A 14068-nucleotide genomic window follows, 5' to 3' on the forward strand; every position below is an offset into this window, starting at 1 on the left:
GATGCGACGTTGGGAGATCACCGGTGGAGCGGCAGTCACGACCCCTCGTCCTCGACCCGGCCGGCGGCGACATCCACGCGGAAGCGGCCGAGCTCCGCCGGCGCGGCGCGGCGACCCAGGTGGAGCTGCCGGGCGGCGTGGTGGCGTGGGCGGTGACCGAGCGCGACGCGTTGCGGCGGCTGCTGGCCGACCCGCGGGTCTCCAAGGACCCGTACCGGCACTGGCCCGCCTGGATCAACGGGGAGATCCCGCAGGACTGGCCGCTGCAGCTGTGGGTGGCGGTGCGGAACATGTTCACCGCCTACGGCGACGAGCACCGGCGGCTGCGCTCGCTGGTCTCCAAGGCGTTCACCGTCCGCAGCACCGCCGCCCTGCGTCCGCAGGTCGAGCAGATCACCACCGGCCTGCTCGACCGCCTGGCGGCGCTGCCCCCGGACCGGCGGACGGACCTGCGCGAGGAGTTCGCCTACCCGCTGCCGATCGAGGTGATCTGCCGGCTGTTCGGCATCCCGGAGGAGGCGCGCCCGGAGCTGCGCACCGTGGTCGACGGCGTGTTCAACACCTCCGCGACCGCCGAGGAGGCGGCGGCCAACGTGCAGCGCCTGTACGCCATCTTGACCGAGCTGGTCGCCGCCAAGCGGTCCGCGCCCGGCGACGACCTGGCCAGCGCTCTCATCGCCGCCCGTGACGAGGACGGATCGCGGCTGGAGGAGAACGAGATGGTCGACACGTTGATCCTGCTGATCTCCGCCGGCCACGAGACCACCGTCAACCTCCTCGACCACGCCATCACGGCCCTGCTCACCCACCCCGACCAGCTCGCCCTCGTCCGCACCGGCCGGGCCTCCTGGGACGACGTCATCGACGAGACGCTCCGCTGGCAGCCCCCGGTGGCGAACCTGCCGCTGCGCTACGCCGTCGAGGACGTCGAGGTGGGCGGCGTGACCATCCCGAAGGGCGAGGCGATCCTGGCGGGCTACGCCGCCGTGGGCCGCGACCCCGCGCTGCACGGGGCCGACGCCGACCGCTTCGACGTCCGGCGGCCGAACAAGGAGCACCTCTCGTTCGGGCACGGCGTCCACTACTGCCTGGGCGCGCCCCTGGCGCGCATGGAGGCCGAGATCGCCCTGCCGGCCCTGTTCGACCGCTTCCCCGACCTCGCGCTGGCCGTACCGCCGGGCGAGCTGCGGCCGGTGGCGTCGTTCATCTCCAACGGCCACCGCACGCTGCCGGTGAACCTGCACAAGGCCGCCCGCGGCTGACCGGGGCCTGGCGCCGCCCGGGCGCCGGGGTGAAGGTGACGCGTCCGCGAATCCCGTTAAGCTGATCGGCGAATGTGATTCAACTAACGAGTTCGTGAGGTCGGGACGGTGGCGCGTAGACCACTCGGACAGCTGGAGGCCGAAGTGCTGGCCGCGCTGGCGGCCCTGGAGCGTCCCGCCGGGGCCGCGGAGTTGCGGCTGCGGCTGGTCGGCGAGCCCGCCCACACCACGGTGAACACCGTCCTGTCCCGGCTGTGCGACAAGCGACTGGTCACCCGGATCCGCGACGGCCGTCAGTACCTGTACCGGCTCGCCGTGGACGAGACGCGGCTGGTGGCCGGCCGCATGTACGACCATCTGCGTTTCGCCAACGACCCGCGGAGCGTGCTGAGCCGGTTCGTGCAGTCGCTCAGTGCCGACGAGGAGCGGGCCCTGCGCCAGATCCTCGACGCCTCCCGGCCTGAACCGGCCTGAACCGGCCGGGCGGCGGCCGGTCGCCGCCCGGCCGGCCCGGTCACAGCTCGAACTCGGCCGGGTTCAGGCCGACGGCGTGGCAGGCCTCGCGGACGACGGCCTTCTCGGTGTCGTCGAAGTGCCCGTCGGCGCCGCCGATGATGATGCCGATCTGGATGACGGCGCGGGCCTCGGCGGGCTTCTTGCCCACCTTGCCGATGGTCTGCAGGAGACCGACCTTCCCGAAGGCGAAGTCGGTCGTCAGCTTGCCCAGGTAGTCGTCGAAGCGGTGCTGCAGGTCGTGGGCGGGGAAGTTCTGCAGCACCTCGTTGGTGGCGATCAGGGAGGCGGTGCGCTGCCGCTCGGCGGGGTCCACACTGCCGTCGGCGGCGGCCACCAGGGCGCACATCGCCATGCTCGCGTCCCGGAACGCGCCGCTCTTGAGCTCGTTCTTCTTGGCCATGAGCTGGGCCTGCATGGTCTGGGTGGACTCGCGCAGCTTGTTCCACAGCGCCATCGAATGCCTCCAAGTCGGTGATCGGCCTGCCTGGACCCTGACCATTCTGCTACAAGTGTCGTAATGATTCTTGCCGGCGGTCCGTTCCCGGAGGTCGATTCTTTGCGGACGGCCCGACCGGCGACGACCGCCGGACCGGGCGGCCGTGCCGGATGGTCACCGGCGCGGCCACCGGGTCACAACCGCATGTCACAACCGCATATGAGTGGGGGAGCGATGGTCTTCAGGCAGTTGCTGGGCGCGTTCGGGGTGGGCGGCCCGTCGGTGGAGACGGTGCTGGCGTCCTCGCATTGCCGGCCGGGGGAGTACCTGGCCGGGGAGGTGCGCGTGCAGGGCGGGGACCGGGACGCCTACCTCGACCAGGTCGTGCTGAGCCTGGTCACCGAGGTGGAGGTCGAGCACGACGACCAGGAGGGCGCCGGGGTCCTGGAGTTCCACCGAGGAGCGATCACGGGCGGGTTCGTCATCGGGGCGGGACAGTTCCACTCGATCCCGTTCCAGCTGCCGATCCCGTGGGAGCTGCCGATCACCGAGGTGCACGGGCGGCACCTGCACGGCATGGCCATGGGGGTGCGCACCGAACTGGAGGTGGCCGGGCAGCTCGACAAGGGCGACCTGGACCCGGTCGCGGTGGTCCCGCTGCCGTCCCAGCAGCGGGTGCTGGACGCCTTCGCCGAGCTGGGCTTCGGCTTCAAGAGCGCGGACGTCGAGCACGGCCACATCGCCGGGCTGCACCAGGAGCTGCCGTTCTACCAGGAGATCGAGTTCTACGCCCCGCCGCAGTACAGCGGGCACATCGAGGAGGTCGAGCTGACGTTCGTGGCCAGCCCGCACGGGCTGGCCGTCGTGCTGGAGGCCGACCGGCGCGCCGACCTGTTCTCCGAGGGCGGCGACTCCTTCGGCCGCTTCCAGGTCTCCCACGAGCAGGCCCTGTACATGGCCTGGGAGCACGAGCTGACCGGCTGGCTGCAGGCCGTCGTCGGGCACCTGTCCGGCGGCCACGCCGTCCACGGGCATCACGACCCGTACGGCTCGTACGGCCATCACCATGATCCGCACGGGCACCAGGGGGGCCACGGCGGCCCGGGGTGGGGCGGCGTGGCCGCCGGAGCCGTGGGCGGCGCCGCCGTCGGGTTCGCCGCCGGGGCCGTGGTGAACGAGATGCTCGACGACGACTCCGACGAGGACGAGGCGGCCGAAGAGGCCGCGGAGGAGGCCGCCGAGGCCGTCCAGGCGGCGGCCTACCAGGCCGCCATAGAGGACGCAATTGAAGAGGCGGTCGAAGAGGCCGTCGAGGAGGCCTACGAGGACGCGATCGAAGAGGCCGTCGAAGAGGCCGTCGAGGAGGCGTACGAGGAGGCGTACGAGGACGCCTACGAAGAAGCGGTCGAGAGCTTCGAGGACGAGGACTGACGCCGCGCTCGGAGGGCGGTTCCGGCGGGCACTGCCCTCCCGCGCGTCGGCGCTGCCGTGGGTGATGCCCGGGATGCCCCCATCGCTGTTCTGCTCGCTCTGATCCGGTACGTGGCGGCGGCCACGGTCATCGAGCCGTACGGGGCCGCCGGGTGACCGCGGCTCGACGGGTGCCCTGTTCGTCCCTTCCGTACTACAAAAGTAGAATCCAGGAGCGGGGTCGGCCCGCCGGGGTCCCGCGTCGGCGTACGCACTCGGCGCGGGGAACCTGAACAGGTCGTTCGTCGTTCTACGGGCGACCCACCCGACCAGAGAGACACATGGACCGCGATCTCTTCACCGGCACCGCCGCCCGCCTCGACGAGCCGCGGAGGGGGCGCCGATGATCACCGCGCTCTCTCTGCTGCTGGGCGTGGCGGTGGTACTCCTGATCACCGCACTGACGGGCTACTTCGTCGCCCAAGAATTCGCCTACATGGCCGTGGATCGTTCCCGGCTGAACGCCCGCGCCGCCGACGGCGACGGCTCCGCCGGGCGCGCCCTGAAGGTGACCCGGCGCACCTCGTTCATGCTGTCGGGGGCGCAGCTGGGCATCACGGTGACCGGCCTGCTCGTCGGCTACGTCGCCGAACCGATGATCGGTCGGGCCCTCGGCGACCTCATCGGCGTGGCGGGCGTCCCCGCGGGCACCGGCCTTGCGGTCGGGACGCTGCTGGCGCTGGGGTTCTCCACGCTGGTACAGATGCTGTTCGGCGAGCTGTTCCCCAAGAACCTCGCGATCGCGCGGCCTGAACCGGTGGCCCGGTGGCTGGCGCGGTCCACGCTCCTGTACCTCAAGGCGTTCGGCTGGCTGATCCGGGTGTTCGACCAGTCGTCGAACCTGCTGCTGCGCCTGCTGCGCATCGAGCCGGTACACGACGTGGAGCACTCGGCCACCGAGCGGGACCTGGCGCACATCGTGGCCGACTCGCGCCGCAGCGGCGACCTGCCACCCGATCTGTCGATCATGCTCGACCGGGTGTTGGACTTCCCGCGGCGGGACGTCGAGCACGCGATGATCCCCCGCTCCCGGGTCGACACGGTCGACCGCGACGACCCCATCGCCGAGGTGCGGCGTGCCATGAGCACCGGGCACTCCCGGTACCCGGTCCTGGACGAGGAGGAGCACGTCGTCGGCGTGGTTCACCTCGACGACGTGCTGACCGCCGCCGACACCGCCGGGCCGGTGTCGGCGATCATGCGGCCCGCAACGGTGCTGCCGACGCTGATGACGCTGCCCGCGGCGCTGGACCGGTTGATCGAGCGGCGCGCCCAGTTGGCCTGCGTCATCGACGAGTTCGGCGGCTTCGCCGGGATCCTGACCCTGGAGGACCTGGCCGAGGAACTGGTCGGCGAGATCACCGACGAGCACGACGCCGCCGCCGGCGAGCCCACGGCCACCGCCGCCGGCAACGCCTGGATCATCCCGGGGACCTTCCACATCGACGAGGTGGAGCGCACCATCGACCACCGGCTGCCCGAGGGCGACTACGAGACCATCGCCGGTCTGGTGATCGCCTCCCACGGGGCGCTGCCCGAGGTCGGCACCGGGCTCGACATCGAGCTTCCGGCCGACCCCGCCGACCTGGCCCGCACCGACGACCCGCCGCGCCGCTTCGTGCACGTCGAGGTCCTGGAGGTCGACAACCACGTGCCCTCGTCCATCCGGCTGCAGGTCGGGCGGACCGACGAGCCCGCCACGGACGAGGGGACGGTCCGCCGATGAGCAACCCGTGGGTCGTGCTGGCCGCAACGGTCGCGATCATCGCGCTGAGCGCCTTCTTCGTCGCCGTCGAGTTCGCGCTCATCGCCGCCAAACGCCACCGGCTGGAGGACGCCGCGCCCACCAGCCGGTCGGCGCGGGCGGCGCTGCGCAGCGCCTCGGAGCTCACCGTGCTCCTGGCGGGCGCGCAGCTGGGCATCACGGTCTGCACGCTGGCGCTGGGCGCGGTCACCAAACCGGCCGTGCACCACTGGCTGACCCCGCTCCTGGGGTCATGGGGGCTGGCCCCCTGGCCGGCGGACGTGGCGGGGTTCGTGCTGGCCCTGATCGCCGTGACCTTCCTGCACCTGGTGGTGGGGGAGATGGCGCCCAAGTCGTGGGCCATCGCCCATCCCGAGAAGTCGGCCACCCTGCTGGCCCTGCCGATGCGCGCGTTCATGTGGCTGACCCGGCCGCTGCTGCGCACGCTGAACGAGGCGGCCAACTGGTGCCTGCGCAAGGTCGGCGTCGAGGCCGCCGACCAGGTCGCCTCGGGGCAGGACCCCGAAGCCCTGCGGCACCTGGTCGAGCACTCGGCCAACGTCGGCGTGCTCGACACCGTGTACTCCGCCCAGCTGTCCGGGGCGCTGGACCTGCAGCACCTGCGGCTCGGCGACCTGGTCAAGAAGGGGAGCACGCCCACCGCCGTCCCCGCGGGCGCCACCGTGGCCGACGTCCAGGCCGCCAGCCGAGACTCCGGCCACCTGCGGATCCTGGTGGCCGGCCCCGGCGTCGACCGGGGCGTGGTCCACGTGCGCGACACGCTGACCGAGCCCGAGACCGCCGGCATCGCCCACCTGACGCGCCCGGCGTACCGGATGAGCGCCGACACGACCGTCTCCACCGCCCTGGCGCGGATGCGCGAGACCAGCAATCAGCTCGCGCTCGTCACCGAAGGCGACCGGATCCTCGGGGTCGTCACCATCAACGACGTGCTCCGCCGCCTGTTCCTCCGTCCCGGGGAGGGCCGGACGCCGGCGACCGTCCGGTGACCGGGGACGGGCGGCGGTCACCAGCCGATCTCCTCGCAGCCGACGTGGTCGGCGGGCTCTACCTGCAGGGTGGCGTGGGCGATGTCGTGGCGGTCGCGCAGCAGGTCGCGGGCCTGGTCGAGGATGGCGTGCGGGTCGGCGTGGTCGGTGGTGACCAGGTGGGCGGTGGCGACGTGCATGCCGGAGGTCAGCGTCCACAGGTGCAGGTCGTGCACGTCGGCGACGCCGTCGATGGCGGCCAGCTCGCCGGCCACGACGTCCACGTCCAGGCCCTCGGGGACGTGCTGGCCGAGCACCGCCAGCACCTGACGGCCCAGCGCGACGGCGCGGATCACCACGAAGGCGGCGATGGCGAGCGCGACCAGGGTGTCGAACAGGATTTGCCCGGTGACGGCGATCAGGGCCCCGGCCGTGATCACCCCGACCGATCCGGCGGTGTCGGCGAGCACCTCCAGGTAGGCGCCCCGGACGTTGAGGCTCTCGGCGGCGCCCGCGCGCAGCAGCACGAGCGCGGCCAAGTTGACCACCAGGCCCAGCGTGCCGACGACCAGCATCGGCCCGCCGGCCACCTCGGCGTGCCCGCCGATCCGGGACAGTGCCTCGACGGCGATGTAGCCGGCGGTGCCCAGCATCACCAGCACCGCGAACCCGGAGGCGAACACCTCCACCCGGTACGACCCGTAGGTCCGCCGGCCGGTGGTGTCCGGACGGGTCGCGATCTTGGTGGCGACCAGCGCGGCGGCCAGGGTGACCACGTCGGCGGCCATGTGCCCGGCGTCCGACAGCAGCGCCAGCGAGCCCGAGGCCAGCCCGTACACCAGTTCCACCACGAAGAACGAGGCGATCAGGGCGAACGCCGCGACCAGCCGCCGGCGGTGCCGCCCGCCGGCGTGCCCGGCGACCTGACCCGCGCCGTGCCCGTGCCCGTGTCCGTGACCGGCGCCCATCACGGCTCCCGCTCGGGATGAACGGCCTCTTCAACGACCTGGGTGTGCTCGATGTGGGCGACGGCCAGGTCCAGCAGCATCCGCACGTGCGCGTCGGCCAGCCGGTAGTAGGCCATCCGCCCGGACCGGCGTACGCTCACCACCCGGTGCGCCCGCAGCAGCCGCAGGGCGTGCGAGGCCGCCGACTCGCTCATCCCGCTGACCGCGGCCAGGTCGCACACGCACAGCTCCCCGTCCAGCAGCGCCACCAGCAGCCGCAGCCGCCCCGGGTCCGACAGCAGCCCGAACACCTCGGCGGTGTCGGCCAGGTCCCGCTCGGCCGGCATCCGCTCGCGCACCGAGGCGACCCGGGGTGCGTCCACCACCCGCACCGCGCACCCGTCGAGTTCCATCACCCGGTCATATGAAGAACTGTTCATAGGTTTACTTCAGCGGTTCCCCCATGATCTGTCAAACAGCGGTCCCCGCGTGGACGGGCCGTGGTCGCGACGCCGGAGTGCCCCGGGTGCGGGTCAGCCGCTTTCGGGCAGGGCCGGTCTGGGGCGCAGGCAGAGCATGGTCGCGGTGCCGTCGCCGTCGATGACCCGGACGTCGGCCTCGGCCGGCCGGGACGCGGTGACGTCGACCTCGGCGGGATGGTTGATCATATGGCGGAGCACGACGGGGAACCGCGCCGAGTTGCCGCCGACCCCGACGACGACCACGTCGTCGCGTGGATCGTAGGAGGCGTAGTTGAACGGTAGCCCCTCGGTCTCGTACTGGTCGCCGTACTCGGAGTCGACCAGTTCGATGGCGACGGTGTGGCCCTGGTGATCGGCGGTCAGCGTGTCGAAGAAGCCGACCCAACCGTCCCGCTCGACCGTCATGGTCTCGGTCATGCATCCTCCCCCGCCCGCGCGGGCTCTTGGCTGCAGTGGAACTGACCTTCTGTGCTGAACGGGGGGAGCGTCGGCCACCGTCCCCCCGGGGGAGCCTTCACCGCGGCCGGGACAGGAGCCTGCGCGGCCACCGGCGGAGCCGCCACTGTGCGCGATACCCGGCGTGCTTCCGGTCACACGCGATTCTCGCCGCCGGGACAGCTCGGCTCCACGCCCCGGTCAGCGTTCGCGCCCGGCGTCAGGCGGATCCGGGCAGGCCGTAGCGTTCCTGGTCGGAGGGGCGTGGGCCCTCCGGGCCGTCCCGGCCGACGCGCAGCATCCGCGACACGCGCACGGTGCGGAACCGCCGTCCCAGCGCGGTGAACTCGTGCCCGGCCGTCGCCTCGATCTGCTCGGCGGCCCTGGCCCACTCGGCGAGTTCGCCGGGGGTGGCCGGGTCGCCGTGGAACTGGCGGAGCCGGGGCAGGACCTCGGTGAAGTGGCCGGCCAGGTGGGCACGCGCCTGGGCGGGTCCCGCCCCGCCGGTGAGGGGTTTCCAGGAATCCTCCTCGATCTCCACCACGGTGAAGGTGGGCGGGAGCAGGATCACCCCGGGATGGGCGCGGACCGCATGGCGGGCCTCGGCCCGGGCGGTCTCCGAGTCGGTGCCGAGGACGGGCATGTACCCGATCAGGTTCAGCCTCAGTTGTGCCTCCCACGGCCCGACCGGTGCCTGCGGGTCGATGGGGTGGTCACGTAGCAGGCCGGACCCGTCGGGAGGATCGGTGTCGGTGGGCCTGGGGGGCTCCATCACCCGGTCGCCGAGCAGGGTGAACTGCTCGATCCGGACGACCCGGTAGCGGCGGTCGCCGATCTCCCACTCGTCCTTGGGCAGTTGCGCGCCCTCCTCGGGGTCCAGTCGGCCGGCCGCCGCCAGCATGGCGCGGGCGACCCCGGCGTCCCCTGTGTGCCCGGCCGCGCTCTCGCGCAGATGGCGGGCCAGGTCGTAGCGGGCGCCCGCCGGATCGCAGGCGCCAGCGCACCCGATGCGCCACCGGCTCCCGGTCTGCACCGCGTACCCGAAGTCGGGCGAACCCGCCGGGCAGATCCTGGGATAGGCGCGCATCCGCTCACCGATCTCCCGGTCGCGCACCGCCGCGACCGGATCCAGGTCGGCGACCACATTGATGTGGTCATAACCGGGCATCAACGAAAAGGCCATGGCCCCATCCTCGCCACAGCCGCCCGGGCGTGCAGGGAATTCACCTGATTCCGCGGCCGGAACAGGCCTTCACCACCGGTTCGCCATCACAAAGCGGGACAATTCAACCGCCGGGCGTTTGCGGGAAAATGCGGATCAATGCCGGATCGTAAGGTGATCAGCCGTTCGCTCCTTTCGGTCGGAATATGTGCCTTTCGGGGTCGGAGGTCAGCCGGGTGCCGGACTCGTTCCGAACGCGGTCAGGAAACGGTCCCGGAAGGCGTCCATCCGCCAGACCGGGGCGTTCGGGCCGGGCTTCAGGCCGTCCTGCCAGCCCCACCCGGAGATCCGGTCCAACACGGCCCGGTCGCGGGCGACAATCGTGATCGGCACGTCTCGGCTGGCGCCCGCCCCGGTAATGATCGGGGCGGGCTGGTGATCGCCGAGGAAGACGAGCACGAGATCGTCGCCGCCGTAGGTCTCCACATAGGAGACGAGAGTGCTCAGCGTGTACTCAATGGAGCGCCGGTAGGCGGTGCGCATCCGGCCGGGACTGCGCCACACGTCCTGCCACTGGTCGCCGGCCGCGGCGATGGGGGCGAAGACCGAGCCGTCACCGACGTCGTCCCAGCCGACGAGCCGGGGGGTGGGCGCCCAGGGCGAGTGGCTGGAGACCAGCGGGATCTCCGCCATCACCGGGGCCTGGCCGGCCCCGGCGCGCTCGGTGCGCTGGAAGGTCTCCAGGGTGTACTGGTCGGGGGGCGTGTCCCAGTTGAAGGGCGGGCCCTGATACCCGAGGTCCGGACGGTTGTAGACCTTCTGGTGGCCGTAGAACGCCCCCTCCGGCCAGGGCCGGGTGTTGCCCGGCATGACGGCGACCGTGCGCCAGCCCGCCCGCCGGAAGGCGCGGGTGAGGGTCAGCCGGTCGCCGGTGACAAGGTCGTGGTGGCGCTGCTGGTTGTCGATCCACAGGCCCGACAGCAGCGTGGCGTGGGCGAGCCAACTGCCGCCGCCCGCCGTCGGAGAGGTGAGGAAGGCGCTGCGGGAGGTGTACCCGGCCGCGCGCAGCCGCCGATCGCCCTCCTGGAGCACCGCGCCGACCTGCGACGCGAACCGCGGATCCTCGATCGCGTCGCGCCCGTAGCTCTCGACGAAGGAGAAGACGACGTCCTTGCCGCGCAGCGCGGTCAGCAGCCTGTCGTCCGGGACGCCGCGGAAGGCGTCGTCGGCGGCCTTCGCGGCCAGCCGCCGCTGTTCCAGCAGGTCCTCGCGCACCTGGAGGACGCGGTCGAAGGCGACGGCGGCCACCGGGACGCCCGGGACGAGCTGCGCGCCGAGCACGGCGCAGGCCACCCAGACGATCCCGAGCACCACGACGGCGCGGGCCGCCGCGGTGCCGTGCCGGACCGCCAGGCGGGTCAGGCGCAGCACCGACAGCGCCATGAGGACGACCACGGCCACGAGGAGGACCACGGCCGCGGCCATGACGCCGATCGCGCCGGCCCGGCCGATCGACTGGCCGAGGAACTCCATGGCGGCCCCAAGGAGGGACCAGTCGAACATCGGACGGAACGGCCGGTCGAGGGTCGCGTAGAAGCCGATGTCGACGACCTTCACGATGACCAGTAGGCCGAGGACCACCCCGAGGAGCGACGCCGCCGCCTTCCTCGCCCGGCCCGGCAGGACGAGAAGGAGGGCGGCGCCGAGGAGCCCCTCCAGCGGAACGCGCACGAACGCCCCCGGCGTGAGACGGCCGATCTCGTTGGGGGCGATGAGGGCGGACAGCACGAACACACAGGCCAAGGCGGTGGCGGTCCACGCCGCGCCGCGTCGCGCCATCCGCGGGCGGTCGGCACGGTCACCCGCCTGCCCGTCCGCGTTGTCACGTCGTCCGTCGGCGTCCTCACCTGTGGCGTCGTCATCCGGCACGGGCTGCGGGGAGCCGTGGGCGGTCGTTCCGTCCTCCGCGGTCGCCCGTTCCCGAACCGGCGGTCGCGGGAGGCGTGTGAAGAAAGACAATGCAAGACCCTTGAGTGAGAACCCGGTGATGCCCGTCATCGCTGCGCGTGCCGCCGTCCGTGCTGGGTGAACGGGATGGCGGCGTTCATCGTGTGTACGGCCGGTCGGCGGCGGTGGTTCAGCGGAATTCCCCGGCCGGTGTCCGAAGGGACGAAGGCCGGGCTTGGGGCCGTCGTGCCGTGGCGGACCGGTCGCGGTCATCGGCGGTGGATCGTGATCGAGTGGCCGACCTGGTCGATCGGGTCGCTATCGTCGAGCAGCGCCGCCAGCCGGCCGTCGGCCTTGGCGATCGAGCTGTTGGACACCACCAGGAGCCCGCGGACCTCGTCCGGGGGCGCCGTCAACGGGTCGGAGGCGTCGATGCCGTAGGAGGAGGGCACACCGCTGCCCTTGTAGACGAGCCAGACCCGCTCACCCGGATACCGTTGCCGGAGGCGGTCGGCGAGCCGCCCCAGGTCCTGGCCCCAGTCGACGTTCGAGTCGTGCAGGCGCAGGTGGGTCTTCGACGGCCCGCCGAACGCCTCGTTGGAGTAGGGCAGGTAGTACGGGTACGCCCGCAGCGAGCTGACCGCGACGAACAGCAGTGCCGCCGTCGTCACGGCGGGCGCCCACCGCCGCCGGACGGCGACCGCACCGGCCGCCGCGACCGCCAGGAACATCGGCACGAAGATGGCGTACCGGACACCGAGGTCGCGGGAGCCGGTCATGGCCGCCGCCAGCAGCACGGCCATGGGAACGAGCACGTACGGCGCCGCAGGCCGCAGCCGGGACACCGCCACCATCGCGGCGGCGCCCGCCGACCACAGCGCGAGCATGCCCAGCGGTGTCTTCACCAGCAGCGCGGCCGGCAGGTAGTACCACAGCGAACCCTGGTAGTGCCGGCCGAACAGGAAGCCGCTCCAGGTGGCGTCCTCGAAGCCGAACTGGATGCGCATCCCGTCCCGGTACGGCCGCGGGAACGGCAGCCAGTCCACGGCGAGGCCGCGCAACCCATGGACGACCGGCACGTTGCCGGACGTCGCCCACCGCAGGCGCGGATCGACGGCGAGATAGCTCGCCCACACCACGACGACCACGGTCAGCGCCATGCCCGCCACGGCCATCAGGCCGCGCCCGACACCGCGCCCGGCGCCGCGCGTGCGGTCGGCGTGCCGGACCGACACAACCGCCAGCCCCAGCAGCACCGGGACCGCCGCCAGAGCGCTCATCTTCGTGGCCACTGCCGCGCCGAGGGCCACCCCGGCGAGCGGCAGGTAGAGCAGCGGTCGCCGCCGCGCCCGCCACAGCAGCCAGACCGACGTCAACAGCAGACCGGCCGCCGGCACGTCGAGCGTGGCCAGCGACCCGTGCGCGATGACGTCGGGGGAGAAGGCGTACAGGGCGAGCGCGGCCAGTCCGCCCACCGGACCGGTGAGGTCACGGGCGAAGGCGAAGACCACCAGCCCGAACAGCAGCGTCAGCACGATCACCGGCAGCCGCGCCAACAGCATCAGCCGCCCGGCGTCGTTGCCCGACTCGTACAGCAGGTGCCGCCCGACCGCCTCCTGGGAGCCGGTGAAGGCGGGGTCGAGGCGCGGCCGGGCGAACGCCGCCCCGCTTCCGATGAGCAGCTTGCCCAGTGGCGGATGTTCGGGGTTGTAGCGCAGGCTGTGCTGCTGCAGGTACACCACGGCGGTGCCCACGTACACGGGCTCGTCGATGGTCGGGGTCTGCTTCAGGGCCGCCGTGACCATCGCGGCCGCCATCTCGGCGAGCAGTGCGACCACGGCGAGCGCGAACGGCCATCGCCGGTGCCGCCGACGCGCCGCGACCGAGGCCGGTGACCGGGACCGGACGCTCCGGCGTGACCTGGCCACGGCCTCTCGCGCGACGGGCGGCAACCGGGCGTGGCCGGTCGCGTCAGTCACCAGCGGCGCCGAGCCCGTTGCGGGAGGACGCGTCCAGGTGCGGCAGTTCGTGCCCGAGCCGGTCGCGTTTGGCGGTCAGGTACCGGATGTTGTGGTCGTTGGCCGGGATGAGGAGCGGTACCCGGGACGCCACCGCGATGCCGTGGGCCTCCATCGCATGCACCTTGTCGTTGTTGTTGGACATCAGCCGGACCGAGCCGACCCTCAGATATCTCAGCACGCGGGCCGCCGGGCCGAAATCCCGGCGGTCCACCGGAAACCCCAGGACGGTCGCTGAGTCGACGGTGTCCAGCCCCTCCTCGTCCTGCAGTACGTGGGTGCGCACCTTAGCGACCAGGCCGATACCGCGGCCCTCGTGCCCGCGCAGGTACACCAGGACGCCGCGGCCCTCCCGGACGATCGCCTTCAGCGCGGCGTCGAGCTGGTCCCCGCATTCGCAGCGCATCGCGGCGAAGATGTCGCCCGTCACGCATTCGGAGTGCACCCGGACGAGAACGCCCTCCCGCATCCCGACCTCGCCGAGGACGAGGGCGAGGTGCTCGTGCCCGTCGACCGGGTCCCGGAACGCGAGGGTGCGGAAGGTGCCACGGCGGGTCACCAGATCTGCCTCGGCGATGTCCTCACGCGTGAGGGCAAGGTCATGCATGTGTCGCTCCTCCTTCTCCACTGTCATACTCGCGTGGCCTCGTGTTCGGTTCA

General features: G+C 72.2%; 13 protein-coding genes. 5 read left to right on the forward strand and 8 right to left on the reverse strand.

What is annotated here, in order from left to right:
• Positions 1 to 23: 23 nt before the first annotated feature.
• Positions 24 to 1262, forward strand: coding sequence for a cytochrome P450 family protein (locus tag C4U03_RS20255; protein ID WP_235017993.1), 1239 nt, complete (start codon positions 24 to 26; stop codon positions 1260 to 1262).
• A 108-nt stretch (positions 1263 to 1370) separates the two neighbouring features.
• Positions 1371 to 1736, forward strand: a complete 366-nt coding sequence (locus C4U03_RS20260) for a BlaI/MecI/CopY family transcriptional regulator (RefSeq protein ID WP_103939373.1) — start codon at positions 1371 to 1373, stop codon at positions 1734 to 1736.
• Positions 1737 to 1776: 40 nt separating this feature from the next.
• On the opposite strand, the gene C4U03_RS20265 is transcribed toward C4U03_RS20260, so the two are convergent.
• Positions 1777 to 2232 carry a tellurite resistance TerB family protein gene (locus C4U03_RS20265; protein ID WP_103939374.1) on the reverse strand — a complete coding sequence of 152 codons (456 nt, stop codon included), beginning with the start codon at positions 2230 to 2232 and terminating at the stop codon, positions 1777 to 1779.
• 216 nt (positions 2233 to 2448) lie between these two features.
• Here C4U03_RS20265 and C4U03_RS20270 point away from each other — a divergent pair, with 216 nt between their 5' ends.
• From C4U03_RS20270 to C4U03_RS20280, 3 genes are all read left to right on the forward strand, one after another.
• Positions 2449 to 3645 (forward strand): sporulation protein, encoded by a 1197-nt coding sequence (locus C4U03_RS20270; RefSeq protein WP_103939375.1) that lies wholly within the window; start codon positions 2449 to 2451, stop codon positions 3643 to 3645.
• Positions 3646 to 4027: 382 nt separating this feature from the next.
• Positions 4028 to 5410 (forward strand): hemolysin family protein, encoded by a 1383-nt coding sequence (locus C4U03_RS20275; RefSeq protein WP_103939376.1) that lies wholly within the window; start codon positions 4028 to 4030, stop codon positions 5408 to 5410.
• Positions 5407 to 6438, forward strand: a complete 1032-nt coding sequence (locus C4U03_RS20280) for a hemolysin family protein (RefSeq protein ID WP_103939377.1) — start codon at positions 5407 to 5409, stop codon at positions 6436 to 6438. The genes C4U03_RS20275 and C4U03_RS20280 overlap by 4 nt, the downstream gene beginning before the upstream one ends.
• 17 nt (positions 6439 to 6455) lie before the next feature.
• On the opposite strand, the gene C4U03_RS20285 is transcribed toward C4U03_RS20280, so the two are convergent.
• From C4U03_RS20285 to ribA, 7 genes are all read right to left on the reverse strand, one after another.
• Positions 6456 to 7385: a cation diffusion facilitator family transporter gene (locus C4U03_RS20285; protein ID WP_103939378.1), complete on the reverse strand. Its 930-nt coding sequence runs from the start codon at positions 7383 to 7385 to the stop codon at positions 6456 to 6458.
• Positions 7385 to 7804: an ArsR/SmtB family transcription factor gene (locus C4U03_RS20290; protein WP_146087439.1), complete on the reverse strand. Its 420-nt coding sequence runs from the start codon at positions 7802 to 7804 to the stop codon at positions 7385 to 7387. Before C4U03_RS20290 ends, C4U03_RS20285 begins: the two co-directional genes overlap by 1 nt.
• 93 nt (positions 7805 to 7897) lie before the next feature.
• Positions 7898 to 8263 carry a DUF5335 family protein gene (locus tag C4U03_RS20295; RefSeq protein WP_103939380.1) on the reverse strand — a complete coding sequence of 122 codons (366 nt, stop codon included), beginning with the start codon at positions 8261 to 8263 and terminating at the stop codon, positions 7898 to 7900.
• Positions 8264 to 8501: 238 nt separating this feature from the next.
• Positions 8502 to 9464: a DUF5954 family protein gene (locus C4U03_RS20300; RefSeq protein WP_103939381.1), complete on the reverse strand. Its 963-nt coding sequence runs from the start codon at positions 9462 to 9464 to the stop codon at positions 8502 to 8504.
• A 207-nt stretch (positions 9465 to 9671) separates the two neighbouring features.
• Positions 9672 to 11372: a sulfatase-like hydrolase/transferase gene (locus C4U03_RS20305; RefSeq protein WP_103939382.1), complete on the reverse strand. Its 1701-nt coding sequence runs from the start codon at positions 11370 to 11372 to the stop codon at positions 9672 to 9674.
• A 287-nt stretch (positions 11373 to 11659) separates the two neighbouring features.
• On the reverse strand, positions 11660 to 13369 hold the full coding sequence (locus C4U03_RS20310; protein ID WP_200827346.1) for a phospholipid carrier-dependent glycosyltransferase: 1710 nt from the start codon (positions 13367 to 13369) through the stop codon (positions 11660 to 11662).
• On the reverse strand, positions 13362 to 14015 hold the full coding sequence (gene ribA, locus C4U03_RS20315) for a GTP cyclohydrolase II (RefSeq protein WP_103939383.1): 654 nt from the start codon (positions 14013 to 14015) through the stop codon (positions 13362 to 13364). Before ribA ends, C4U03_RS20310 begins: the two co-directional genes overlap by 8 nt.
• Positions 14016 to 14068 lie beyond the last annotated feature (53 nt).

Source organism: Thermomonospora echinospora, assembly GCF_900108175.1.
GTDB classification, from domain to species: Bacteria; Actinomycetota; Actinomycetes; order Streptosporangiales; family Streptosporangiaceae; genus Thermomonospora; species Thermomonospora echinospora.

Bases quoted from the DNA above. Each gene is read 5' to 3' on its own strand.
- C4U03_RS20285 (WP_103939378.1), bottom strand. From the start codon at position 7,385: ATGGGCGCCGGTCACGGACACGGGCACGGGCACGGCGCGGGTCAGGTC.
- C4U03_RS20270 (WP_103939375.1), top strand. From the start codon at position 2,449: ATGGTCTTCAGGCAGTTGCTGGGCGCGTTCGGGGTGGGCGGCCCGTCG.
- C4U03_RS20300 (WP_103939381.1), bottom strand. From the start codon at position 9,464: ATGGCCTTTTCGTTGATGCCCGGTTATGACCACATCAATGTGGTCGCC.
- C4U03_RS20280 (WP_103939377.1), top strand. From the start codon at position 5,407: ATGAGCAACCCGTGGGTCGTGCTGGCCGCAACGGTCGCGATCATCGCG.
- C4U03_RS20295 (WP_103939380.1), bottom strand. From the start codon at position 8,263: ATGACCGAGACCATGACGGTCGAGCGGGACGGTTGGGTCGGCTTCTTC.
- C4U03_RS20275 (WP_103939376.1), top strand. From the start codon at position 4,028: ATGATCACCGCGCTCTCTCTGCTGCTGGGCGTGGCGGTGGTACTCCTG.
- C4U03_RS20290 (WP_146087439.1), bottom strand. From the start codon at position 7,804: ATGAACAGTTCTTCATATGACCGGGTGATGGAACTCGACGGGTGCGCG.
- C4U03_RS20265 (WP_103939374.1), bottom strand. From the start codon at position 2,232: ATGGCGCTGTGGAACAAGCTGCGCGAGTCCACCCAGACCATGCAGGCC.
- ribA (WP_103939383.1), bottom strand. From the start codon at position 14,015: ATGCATGACCTTGCCCTCACGCGTGAGGACATCGCCGAGGCAGATCTG.